Here is an 11,788-nt window from a genome sequence, read left to right as displayed (position 1 = left end):
GGAGGTGGTTCAAACATGGGTCAGTTCTCGACGGAAATTTATATCCCTCCCGGGTCAACTCTCAGCGGTAATCAACACCTCGTAGCGATTGTTGGGTTCTCGATGGTTCTTCCGCTTGAAGAACTTGAGCTCGATCGCGCATCGCCACTGTCGACCGTCATCGTCATTGAGCCGGAACCACACATCGATGCGGCCGCGCTTGCCGCCGGCGCCGCGTAGAGGCTTTTCCAGCTCAACCGAGAAGGTCTCGCGCTCGCTGGTGATTTCGAGATCGGCAGCAGTGGCGATGATCCTGCCAAGGTGGAGTTGCAAGGTCGCTTCGCTTTCACACTGCACCCGACCGCCCGCTATCTGGCGGAAGAGGGTCGGAACCGACAGATTCACGATGGTGCGCAGGCGTTGAACGGACATAGCCTCGTCGATACTCCAGGTTGGCAAAATGTTGAGTCAGCTATTCCCGTATGTTGTTCGTCGAGCAAGATGTTCTATAAAGGTTCCGCTATCGAGGGAGGACGTTGTTGGCCGAGATTCTTTTGAATGAGCAGGCAATCGCGCCCGGCGAACCCTATTTCGCGGTCTACGTGGACCGTCCTACAGGTGCTGGGCAATCGATCGTCGCCGAACTTGAAATGAACCTGGTTGGTCCGGTCACAGCGCAGATGGCGAAGCCACGCAGGCTCAGCGGCTTCGAGCTCCCCGCCCTCGAGTTGATGCATAAGGCAAAACAGCGAGCGGCCGAGCAAGGTGTGATGAAGATCCTGCTGGTTGATCCGCAGGGGCTTTTAAGTTTGGCGCGGATCAACCGCTATGATCACGGTTAAACCAATGCGTCGCCACGGTGAGGCTGGGGAGCCGCCGGGCCGTGCGTCGCGGGACTGACCTGCAGCGAACCATCCGGATCGCCGATTTCGAGCTACCGCGCGGCGCGGTGCCGATCGAGACCCTTATGGCGATGCCCCGCGAAAGCTGGGAGCACCTGCGTACCCAGATCAACATTCGGCGTCAGGAGGCTCCGAATACGGCATTGGCGCGGTGTCGACTTTGCGAAGGCGGCGTGTTCATCCGTGCGCAGGCGGTGGATGGGGATCATGTTCCGTTTTACGCCCATTTTCCCGATAGTCCGCCGACTTGCCCTTGGTACGATGGCGGCACCCTCACGCCGGACGACGCGCGTGCCGCGCAATATCAAGGCAACCAGGAATCGGCGCTTCATCGCCAGCTCTGTCAGGTTATCGAAGCGGTGGCGAAGGCTGATCCACGATGCAAAGCGGCAGCGATCGATACCTACCTGCGTCCTGCCATCCATACTCGTGGCCGCTTTCCAGACATTTTCCTCGATATGGGCGACTTGGGTCGCTTTGCGCTCGAAGTGCAGCTTTCCAAGCCGTTCGCACCCGAGATCGCAGCCCGGCATTTGCACTATGAGCGCGAGGGCGTGCGGCTGATCTGGATTTTTCGGCGCCTCGACGAGCCGTTGCCGCAAGGATTCCATGATGTCATCACGATGCAGCGCGGGAATGCCTTCATCTTCGATGACGACGCGCAGGCCGCGTCCGTCGCGCGCGGTACGCTCGTCATCAAATGCCTTCTCGAAGATGGCAAGGGCAGCAACCTAAAGCCGAGGCTCGTCGGTCTCGACGATCTACAGACCAGTTCGGGTAGGTCAGTTTTCCTCGAAGATCGACGCAGCGAACGGCTGGCGACCTACTGCCGTGAGGTTCGCAATCGCTGGTGGAAGGCGTTCCAGCAGGCGCAACGCGATAAGCCTGCCTCGCCGTTTTATAGCGAGAGCTTTGCCCCCGCATGGGCCTCGGTCCGCGCGCACGTTCCGGACCTATCGGCGTGGAAAGATGCGTATTGGGCTACCCATGCGGATAAGGGCCAGGCGCATCTCGCCAGCCTGTTCGCGATACTCTGTTCGATCGCGCATAGCGCCGCTCAGGACTCCGACGTCGTTTATATCACCCGCCATTCCGGGGACGGCGCTCTCCTGGCGATGCTGAATAGCAAGGTCGGCTCAGCAGCCTTTGCGCCCTATGCAGATATGATCCTGCAGTTTCTGGGCGTAACCCGCGCGGCTGCCCTTGGCGAACGCGCATCGCTTCAGAAAATCGTCCGCAACGCACGGGAGACGCATGATCAAGTCACGATCGATCACCCCGTGTGGAAGGCTGTCGTTCGGCTTTTCCCCGAAGCGCTTGATGGTGTGGTACGCGCAGAATTGATCGACTTGGCGCAACTGCCACGCTGGGCGGATCCTAGCTCTGGCCCTCAGGAGCTCGGATGAGAGGCCGGTGTTGGCGGCGGATCGGAGTGCGGATTGCAGAGCTTTTCGCGCGATGAAGCGCGTTGCATTTCGGTCGTTCGACGGTATTTTTATCGCCACCCCGAGGTGAATGAATCGGGTCAGACAGTCTCAAAGTCTGTCCGATAGAAGACGATACATCGCGAAGAATGCATGTCGCGAACGGTGGCCGATTTATCCTGAAATTTCCGAAGCGTAGCTTTTTGCCAGATTCCCTGACGGTAGTTTTTCTGCGAAAATATTTTTTATGGTTCTAAATCAAATAGATGGGTTAGGCCCGAATAATCGAGTGGGAATGATTTTTAGGCTGTGACGCACAGATTCTGCTGATGGGCTCATCAAGCACTATTGCAGCGGTTCCTCATTCTCCGCCAATATCCTCATTGCCGCCCCGTCTGGATCGTCGAGCTGGCCAGTGCGCAGCGCCCAGAAAAAGGCGGCGAGTCCTGCAAGACCCATGAGCAAGGCAATGGGGATCAGGAGCGCCATGATGCTCATCGCGCGGCGTTCCTCAGGCGCAGGGCATTGCCGATGACGATCAGCGACGACCCGGACATGGCAAGCGCGGCGATCAATGGAGTGACAACACCCATGATCGCAAGCGGCACTGCAATGATATTATAGCCGATAGCGAGTGCGAAATTCTGGCGTACAATCCGCATGGTGCGGCGTGCAACCGCGACCGCGACGGCGACGGGAGCAAGGCTGTCACCCAGAAACACTGCGTCGGCGGCGTTCTGGCTGGCATCGCTGGCTGAAGCGGGGGCAAGCGAGACATGACCGGCAGCCAGCGCCGGGCCGTCGTTCATGCCATCACCCACCATCAAAACCTTTGCGCCATTGGCTGACAAGCGGCGAATGAGCGCCAACTTGTCCTGTGGGTGCATGGCGCCCTGCGCACAAAGGCCGGTCGCGGTCGCAATCGGTTTCAGCGCGGCAATACGGTCCCCGCTGGCGATGATGCCGGGAAGGCCCATTTTCTTTAATCGCTGCACCGTCTTAGCGGCGTCCGGGCGGAGCGCATCGTTGAACAGCAAGGGCCGGGTCAGGCACGTTCCACGGTTATAGCAGGTGGCAAGATTATCATGCAGCAAGGCATTCTCCGGGCGCACAAGGGCGACGTCCTCATTTCCAAACCGGGCTGAAATGCCATGGCCAGGCTGTTCGTTCATGTCGGTGAGCGGCGCAGCGGTAATGCCTTCCCGTTGCAGCGTGAGGCGCAGGGCATTGCTGAGTGGATGGCGGCTGGCCGAGGCAAGGGCGAGGATGATCGCCTTGTCTTCGTCGGAGAAAGCATGAAGGTTGACTGGCTCGGGCCGTCCCAGAGTCAGGGTGCCGGTTTTGTCGAAAACCACTTGATTGGCATCGGACAGGCGTTCGAGCGCCGCCCCGTCCTTGATAAGCACACCGCGCCGCATCAACGCGCCCGCTGCCACGATCTGCGCTACCGGAACCGCGAGGCCAAGAGCGCAGGGGCAGGTAATGATCAGGACGGCAGCCGCAATCAGCAGCGCATGATGCCAGCCCGCACCCGCGAGTATCCATCCAGCGAAAGACAGCACGGCAAGGCTGTGAACAGCCGGCGCATAGAGCCGTGCCGCACGGTCGGCGATGCGGACATATCGCGATTTGGACTGGGTCGCCTCCTCCATCAGCCGGGCAATGTCCGCGATTGCAGTATCTTGCCCGGCGGCAGTGACGCGCACTGTGACCGGAGCATCGAGATTGAGCGTTCCCGCATGGATTTGCGTTCCCGGTCCAGCGGTCTGTGGAGCGCTCTCCCCGGTCAGCAGCGAGAGGTCGAACGTGGTGCTGCCAGTAACGATGATGCCGTCAGCCGCCAGCCTTTCGCCCGCGGCAACCAGCATCTCCATGCCCGGCTCCAACCTGGCGGCGTCGGTCCAGCGTGTGCCATCAACCGTCTTCACCAGCGCACCGGGCGCCGTCTGTTTCAAAAGCGCGGTCACGCCATCGCGCGCCCGGTCGCGCATCACGCTATCCAGCCATCGGCCCGCCAGCAGGAAAAACAGCAACATGACCGCGCCGTCAAACCAGGCGTGCGGCCCACCGGTCGCCGTTTCATACAGGCTGATCCCGGTGGTCAGCAGCACGCCGATCGAAATCGGCACGTCCATATTGGTGCGGCGGTTCCTGAGCGCAGATACGGCCGAGGCAAAGAAAGGGCGGCCCGCATAGGCAATTGCGGGCAGAGCGATCAATGCGGAAAGCCAGTGGAACAGGTCGCGTATGGCGCCGTCCGCACCAGACCATACTGAGACCGACAGCAGCATGATGTTCATTGCGGCAAAACCCGCCACCGCCAGATATTTGAGCAGCGTGCGGCTTTCCTCCCCATCCTTTGCGGCGCCTGTGGCATTGATCGGTTCAGCTTCGAAGCCAAAGGAGGCGATAGCCGCCTTGAGCGCCGGCAGGTCCATTTCCGGCAGATGATCGATCTTCACGCGCTTGGCGGTGAAATTTACGCGGGCGGCGATGATGCCAGGCATGTGCGGCAAGCCGTTTTCCAGTTTGGAAATGCATCCGGCGCAACGCATGCCCGGCACCGAAAAGTCGGTTTGTGCACAAGGTGTTAGCTGGTACGGTGTGGGCGATGGCGTGTTCATCTGATATCCCTGATCAATCGTTTTTCACGGCTGCCTTCGGTCAGTGTAAAATGGACGGCCCAGCGTCCGGCAGGTAATGGTGTCAGTGAACGATACTGATCCGCGCTCACTTGCGTGAAATGCAGCGTGATATCCGGGGCGCGGCCGAGCGGGTGGCGGGCGATCGCGTCGACCGATACACCGTTCAACGCCTGCTGCCGCTCATGCAGAACGATGGTGATCCGGCGATCGTTATCCAGGCCGATTTTTTCGCTCCACCCCAGCGCCTCTTGCGCATGCGCCTCATCCAGCCAACGATTGAAATGCTGACTGGCGACATAGCTGTTGTCGACTACAGTCCCTGCAAAGGTCCCAGTCGCAAACATCGCCATGGTGACGTTGACCGCAATGACCGTGCCAAAGAAGGCAAGGAGAATCGCTGTCATGTGCCGCCCGGTAAAGGGCCGTTTCAGTTTTCCGGTCACTGGCTTCTCTCCGGTCGTTCGAAATGGGCTTCGTCACTGCTGCTTCCGCCTTCGCGGTCGAGCGCGCGGACGGTGAAGGTGAAGTCGGTCCGCTCCGGGCCTTTGGCGGGCAGGGCGACATAGAGCCGGCTTTTCGCCACGCTGTCGGCCGGCACAGTAACGCGGACAGTGCTGGCGGCTTGATCACGGCTATCGCCTTCGGTCCACAAAAGCGCACCGGGCAAGCCTGCAACCCCGATCTCCATATTGCGGGGGCGCGCCTGCATATTGCGGATGTTGATGGTGAAGTTGTTACGGATCGATCCATCGGAAAGCTGCACATAGAGCGGATTGCGGTCCTGAAGCGCGCTGATGTCGACGCGGGTGCGCGCCGCTAGCACAAACAGCATGGCAAGGCCGATCGATGACCAGATGGCGAAATATATGATGGTGCGCGGGCGGAAGAGCGTTTTGAGGACTGGCGTGGGCGTGCCGCCCGCTGCCTCGATCTTTGCGTCATCCTCGGTGCAATAGTCGATCAGGCCCCGCGGCTTGCCGATTTGCGCCATCACCTTGTCGCATGCATCGATGCAAAGTGCACAGGTGATGCAGCCGATCTGCGGCCCTTCGCGGATGTCTATGCCGGTCGGGCACACCTGAACGCATTGGGTGCAGTCGATACAGTCGCCAGTTGGCAGGCTATCGTCCGTCGCTTTTTTTATCCCGCGCGTGCGTGGTTCGCCGCGCCAGTTCTTGTAGGTGACCATCAGCGACTTTTCGTCGAGCATCGCTGTCTGGATGCGTGGCCAGGGGCACATATAAATGCACACCTGTTCCCGCATGAAACCGCCCAGAATGAAGGTCAGGGCGGTCAGCACTGCAACGGTCGCGTAGGCGACTTGATGGGCCTGGCCGGTCCAGAATTGCTGTTGCAGGGTAGGCGCATCGGCGAAATAGAATATCCATGCGCCGCCGGTCGCAAAGGCGATCAGCAGCCAGATCACATATTTGAGCGCACGGCGGGCAATTTTCACGGGTACCCATGGCCCCTTGGCAAGTCTGATCTGTGCATTGCGGTCGCCATCCAGAAAACGTTCGACATGCTGATACAGGTCAGTCCACACCGTCTGCGGACAGGCATAGCCACACCATGCGCGTCCCACCGCCGATGTCACCAGAAACAGGCCGATTCCTGCCATGATGAGCAGGCCCGCCACATAATAAAATTCATGTGGCCAGATCTCTATGGAGAACATGTAGAATCGGCGATGGGCCAGATCGACCAGCACGGCCTGATCGGGGGCATAGGGGCCGCGATCCCAGCGTATCCAGGGGGTTCCCCAATAAATAGCCAGCGTCACGGCCATGATCGCCCATTTCAGGCGGCGGAAAGGGCCATCTACAGCCTTGGGGTAAACGGCCTTCCGCTTTTCATAGAGGTGTTGCTTTGGACCGGTCAGGTCTTCAAGGCTGGACATCTGCCTCATCCTTTTGCGCCAGCTCCGGGAGCGCGGGCGCATTTTCGCCGCCACCAAGGCTGTGGACATAGGCCGCGAGCATCTTGATCGTCACCGGGTCGAGCTTTGTATTCCAGGACGGCATGACACCGAAGCGGCTGTTGGTCACGGTGGCGGCAATGGTTTGCGCATCGCCGCCATAGAGCCAGATCGCATCGATCAGGTTGGGCGCGCCGAACTGCCGATCACCCTTGCCGGCCGGACCGTGGCAGACCGCGCAGTTGTTGGCGAACACCGTCGCCCCGCGCTTTGCCGCCTGGCTTGGTTGTTCCTGGCCGCTGATGGTGCGGACATAGGCGGTGACATCGGTGATGGCCCGACCGTCAAGCAACTGGTCCCGGCCAAATGCAGGCATTTGCGAGAATCGTGTGGCATCGTCGCCCGGCTGGCGCACGCCGTGTATCAGCGTCTGCTGAATGGTGGGCAAATCACCGCCCCACAGCCAGTCGTCATCATTGAGGTTGGGATAACCTTTCGCGCCCGCCGCGCCTGATCCGTGGCATTGGACACAATAGACCTTGAACGCCGACCGGCCGCCCTCGATCGCTGCCTGCATCAGGGCTGGATGCCTGGGCAGATCGGCCGCCGGAGTCGCCGCAATGGCGCTGTGCATGGCGGCGCGTTTGTTGTCCTGCGCCTTCAGTTCCTGCGTCAATTGTCCACGGCTGGACCAGCCAAGCAAGCCCTTGGTCGCACTTTCCAGCATGGGCCAGGCGGGATAGAGGATCACATAACCCAGCGCCCAGATAATCGTCAGGTAGAAGGTCCAGACCCACCAGCGAGGCATGGGCGTGTCGAGTTCCTGAATGCCATCCCACTCATGACCTTTGAGCGCAGTGCCAGTGGGTTCGTCGATGCGCTTTTTCTCGTCAGCCATCGTTCTTGTCCTCATCGAAGATCATGTGCGCGGCTTCGTGGTGATGGTCGCGCGCGGAAGGGCGGAAGGTCCAGAAGACGAAGCTGATGAAAATCAGGCCCATGAAGACCAGGCCCCAGCTGTCAGCGAAGTGGCGCAGCGCGTCGTAACTCATCGCGGCTGCTCCTGCGGGGCGGCGGCCTCGAAATCGACGAGCGTACCGAGCATTTGCAGATAGGCGACGAGCGCATCCATCTCTGTCAGCTTCGTTGGGTCACCGTCGAAATCGCGCGCCTGCGCTTTGGGGTAGCGCGCAAGCAGCGCCGTCGTGTCAGCGTCAGGATCGGCCTGTGCAGCGAGATCGGCGTTGGCGGCCTCGATGGCTTCCCTGGTATAGGGAACGCCCACCCGCTTGAGCGCCGTCAGATGCGCCGTCATGTCGCCCGCTTTCAGTTCACGATCGGCAAGGAAGGCATATCCCGGCATGATCGATTCCGGCACCACAGCGCGGGGGTCTATAAGATGCTGCACATGCCATTCATCCGAATAGCGACCGCCGACGCGGGCAAGATCCGGGCCGGTGCGCTTGGAACCCCATTGGAAAGGGTGATCGTACATGCTTTCGGCGGCCAGACTGTAATGCCCATAGCGTTCCACCTCGTCGCGGAAGGGGCGGATCATCTGGCTGTGGCAGTTGTAGCAACCCTCGCGGATATAGATGTTGCGCCCGGCCTGTTCCAGCGGCGTATAGGGACGCACCCCGTCAACTTTTTCGATCGTGCTGTCGATCCAGAACAGCGGGGCGATTTCCACGACCCCGCCGATGCCGACGGCAATCAGGGCAAAGATGCTCAGCAGGGTGACGTTGCGTTCCAGCCTGCCGTGGTCGAACAGTTTTGTTGCCATTCTTGTCGCTCCTTATTCGGCGGGGACCGCGACAAGCGGTCTGTCGCTGACAGGGTCATAGGGGGTCTCGGTCATCGACTTTTCCTCGCGGACCTGGCCCGCAATCGTCTTCCATATGTTGATGACCATGATGACGGCTCCGGCAAGGTAGAGCAGGCCGCCTGCCGCACGGATCAGGTACATCGGGAACATGGCGCTCACGACTTCGGAAAAGGCATAGACGAGATAACCGTCGTTGCCATATTCACGCCACATGAGGCCCTGCATGACGCCTGCGACCCACATGGCGGCGGCATAGAGGACGATACCGATGGTCGCGCACCAGAAGTGCCAGTTCACCATGCGCAGGCTGTAAAGCCGTTCCCGGCCCCAAAGGCGCGGCGTCAGGTAATAAAGCGCGGCAAAGGTGATCATGCCGTTCCATCCCAGTGCGCCGCTATGCACATGGCCAATGGTCCAGTCGGTATAGTGCGACAGACTGTTCACCGCCTTGATCGACAGCATAGGCCCTTCAAAGGTGCTCATGCCGTAAAAGGCCAGCGCCATCACCATCATGCGGATGATCGGATCGGTGCGGATTTTGTCCCATGCACCGTTCAGCGTCATCAGGCCGTTGATCATCCCGCCCCAGCTCGGCATCCACAGCATGATCGAAAAGACCATGCCCAGCGTCTGCGCCCAGTCGGGCAGCGCGGTGTAGTGCAGGTGGTGCGGTCCCGCCCAGATATAGAGGAAGATCAGCGACCAGAAGTGGATGATCGACAGGCGGTAGCTGTATACCGGGCGCTCCGCCTGCTTGGGCACGAAATAGTACATCATCGCCAGGAAGCCTGCGGTCAGGAAGAAACCAACCGCATTATGGCCATACCACCATTGGGTGAGGGCATCCTGCACTCCGGCAAAGGCGCTGTAGCTCTTGGACCCGAGCAAGCTGACCGGCATCGACAGGTTGTTGACGATGTGCAGCATTGCGATCGTGAGGATGAAGCTCAAATAGAACCAGTTCGCCACATAGATATGCGGCTCCTTGCGCTTCAGTAATGTGCCGATGAAGACGGCGGCATAGGCTACCCAGACGATGGTGAGCCACAGGTCTACATACCATTCGGGTTCGGCATATTCCCGCGCTTCGGTAATACCCAGCAGATAGCCGGTCGCAGCAAGCACGATGAAAAGCTGATAGCCCCAGAAAACGAAGCGGGCGAGATTGGGGAAGGCCAGTCGCGCACGACAGGTGCGCTGCACGACATAAAAGCTGGTGGAAATCAGCGCATTTCCGCCAAAGGCAAAGATGACCGCCGAAGTGTGCAGCGGACGCAAGCGACCAAAGCTGGTATATTCAAGGCCAAGGTTCAGCGCGGGAAAGGCAAGCTGCAAGGCGATGAACAGACCGGCGGCGAAACCCGCCATGCCCCAGAAAACCGTTGCGATAACGCCCCAGCGGACAGGGTCGTCATCATATTTCCCCTGATCCGCGGGCATGCGCAGGATGCCGCGCGCCATCGCTCCATAATCGGCACGGCTCATCGTCACCCACATGACGACAAGCGCCGCCAGCGCGACGATTGTCATATGCACTGCAAAACCGCTGTCGGTGGCAAAGATGGCAGCCATGGCGGCAATCAGCGCAGCCGCCATCCAACCACCCGACTTCATTACCAGATTTTCCATATCGTCCCCGCTTCGACACGGAGTGCGGTTCCGTGCCACCATTTCCCGGCAATACCGGCCTGATCATGGGTTCATGTCAAACCGGAGTGGAGACGTCTGTAAGTGAAAATCCGTAGTCGGCCGGATTTGGCTATTTCCAGGGCAGATAGTTTGATCCGATGCGGCTGGATATCAGCTGACTGGCTTGCCTGGACGCGGCATGCAATCACCGGAGCGTGCGTGAGGAGCGGGAATTAGTCTGGGTACTGCAAGGTTGGACTTGCCGTTGCCGGTCGAAGATCAATACTCAATGACAATCTTGACGTTGCTGGCATCAACCCCGGCCAGCCCAGCGATCGCTGCTTTGGCTGCATCCACTGTTTGACACAGCGATTGCATATTTGCTGATGGTTCAGAAGACGGGTCGAACAAACCTTCGGTCGACGGCATTGCGGGGCCGGTGGCGATGCCGCCGTGCACAAGTTCATCCTCCGGCATGCCAAATGCGTTCGCGAGCAGCGATAGATTGCCACGCCGGGGAGCCGTTTTACCGGTTTCCCAAGCCCAAATGCTCGGTTTGCTGAGGCCGGTTCGAATCGACAACTCTGTCCGGCTCCATCCCAGTTCGCGTCGGACGCGACGGAGGCGTTCCGGCAGCAGTTCACGCGTGGGGATGGTTGTCGACTGCGAGACCGGGTCGAACGCCGAAGGGAGCGGGTTGCGCAATTGCGCTGCGCTGAGCGTTGCGCGAGACAGGGGTTGTTCGAAACGACAGCCAAACAGGGGTGGGCTTTGCCAAACGACGGTAGCAAGAACAGCATCTGCTTCCGGAAGCTCTATCAGGACGCTTTGGCCGATGACCAATTGGGACCCGCTTTCGATGAGAACGCCCGATGCCGACAAATTATGTACGAGCACCGTTGCGCTTTTCCCTTGATCAAGGGATCCGGACACTTCCAGTCGCACCCGCAACCGGTCCGCTCTTTGCTGTTTGTCGGCGCTGTTCGGTGGCTCATTGGTCGCATGAATTGGCATAGATGAGTACTCGCAGCCAGCGGTTTAAGGTTCGTTAACGTCCTCCCGCAGATTGCGTCATTTTAACGAGAAACAGCGCGCGCGATAGGCTGGAAAGTCTGTCCGACGATGAACTGCCCTTCCCTTGCGGCAGGTAAAGAACTTGTCTGTGCGTCTCTCTGAACCTGAAAATTAACAAATTAACAAATTAACACTTTAACGTATCAATTCAGGACATATTCCCATTTGCATATTACCAAAGAAATAGGCATTAACCATCCATCTTCGCCCATAACCGTGCATTATGGATACCGGGCACATGAGATGCAATGCAGTTTCTGATATGAAGCAGGTTTTAGGGGTATGAATCAGCTATAACGAAAGTAGTAAGTCTTTCTTAGAGCCCAACCGAAAATTATGTTGAGTGATTTCAGCGAGCTGTGATTCTCTGTGGTTTAGGAAGACTACGGAGG

The 11,788-nt window shown here is 59.2% G+C and carries 12 protein-coding genes; 2 read left to right on the top strand and 10 right to left on the bottom strand.

The genetic code is table 11. The annotated features are described in order from the left end of the window. Nucleotides 1–54: 54 nt before the first annotated feature. Entirely contained in the window at nt 55–411 is a 357-nt protein-coding gene (locus L3X40_RS19370) for a hypothetical protein (protein ID WP_237367052.1), read from the bottom strand. Between the two features lie 107 nt (nt 412–518). On the opposite strand from L3X40_RS19370, the gene L3X40_RS19365 reads away from it, so the two are divergent. Both L3X40_RS19365 and L3X40_RS19360 read left to right on the top strand, forming a co-directional pair. Further along, nucleotides 519–821, top strand: a complete 303-nt coding sequence (locus L3X40_RS19365) for a hypothetical protein (RefSeq protein WP_037530070.1) — start codon at nt 519–521, stop codon at nt 819–821. A 41-nt stretch (nt 822–862) separates the two neighbouring features. Next, nucleotides 863–2,287 carry a hypothetical protein gene (locus L3X40_RS19360; protein ID WP_237367051.1) on the top strand — a complete coding sequence of 475 codons (1,425 nt, stop codon included), beginning with the start codon at nt 863–865 and terminating at the stop codon, nt 2,285–2,287. A 363-nt stretch (nt 2,288–2,650) separates the two neighbouring features. Here the strand turns inward: L3X40_RS19360 and ccoS are convergent, their stop codons facing one another. The 9 genes from ccoS to L3X40_RS19315 form a co-directional block, all read right to left on the bottom strand. Continuing rightward, on the bottom strand, nt 2,651–2,803 hold the full coding sequence (ccoS, locus tag L3X40_RS19355; RefSeq protein ID WP_237367050.1) for a cbb3-type cytochrome oxidase assembly protein CcoS: 153 nt from the start codon (nt 2,801–2,803) through the stop codon (nt 2,651–2,653). After that, a complete protein-coding gene (locus L3X40_RS19350) occupies nt 2,800–4,929 on the bottom strand; it encodes a heavy metal translocating P-type ATPase (RefSeq protein ID WP_237367049.1) in 2,130 nt (709 codons plus the stop codon). The genes ccoS and L3X40_RS19350 overlap by 4 nt, the downstream gene beginning before the upstream one ends. Next, entirely contained in the window at nt 4,926–5,393 is a 468-nt protein-coding gene (locus L3X40_RS19345; protein WP_237367048.1) for a FixH family protein, read from the bottom strand. The genes L3X40_RS19350 and L3X40_RS19345 overlap by 4 nt, the downstream gene beginning before the upstream one ends. After that, nucleotides 5,390–6,850, bottom strand: a complete 1,461-nt coding sequence (gene ccoG / locus L3X40_RS19340; RefSeq protein ID WP_237367047.1) for a cytochrome c oxidase accessory protein CcoG — start codon at nt 6,848–6,850, stop codon at nt 5,390–5,392. Before ccoG ends, L3X40_RS19345 begins: the two co-directional genes overlap by 4 nt. Continuing rightward, the gene (gene ccoP, locus L3X40_RS19335; protein ID WP_237367046.1) at nt 6,837–7,766 is read right to left on the bottom strand and encodes a cytochrome-c oxidase, cbb3-type subunit III; all 930 of its coding nucleotides are present in this window, start codon (nt 7,764–7,766) and stop codon (nt 6,837–6,839) included. The genes ccoG and ccoP overlap by 14 nt, the downstream gene beginning before the upstream one ends. Then, nucleotides 7,759–7,920 carry a cbb3-type cytochrome c oxidase subunit 3 gene (locus tag L3X40_RS19330; RefSeq protein WP_237367045.1) on the bottom strand — a complete coding sequence of 54 codons (162 nt, stop codon included), beginning with the start codon at nt 7,918–7,920 and terminating at the stop codon, nt 7,759–7,761. Before L3X40_RS19330 ends, ccoP begins: the two co-directional genes overlap by 8 nt. Beyond that, nucleotides 7,917–8,651, bottom strand: coding sequence for a cytochrome-c oxidase, cbb3-type subunit II (ccoO, locus tag L3X40_RS19325; RefSeq protein WP_237367044.1), 735 nt, complete (start codon nt 8,649–8,651; stop codon nt 7,917–7,919). The genes L3X40_RS19330 and ccoO overlap by 4 nt, the downstream gene beginning before the upstream one ends. Before the next feature lie 12 nt (nt 8,652–8,663). After that, nucleotides 8,664–10,322 carry a cytochrome-c oxidase, cbb3-type subunit I gene (gene ccoN, locus L3X40_RS19320; RefSeq protein WP_237367043.1) on the bottom strand — a complete coding sequence of 553 codons (1,659 nt, stop codon included), beginning with the start codon at nt 10,320–10,322 and terminating at the stop codon, nt 8,664–8,666. A gap of 279 nt (nt 10,323–10,601) precedes the next feature. Continuing rightward, nucleotides 10,602–11,336: a helix-turn-helix domain-containing protein gene (locus L3X40_RS19315; protein ID WP_237367042.1), complete on the bottom strand. Its 735-nt coding sequence runs from the start codon at nt 11,334–11,336 to the stop codon at nt 10,602–10,604. Nucleotides 11,337–11,788: the final 452 nt, after the last annotated feature.

Source organism: Rhizorhapis sp. SPR117, assembly GCF_021742065.1.
Note: the sequence above shows the minus strand (reverse complement) of the source record. Positions and strands in the feature narration are given on the sequence as shown.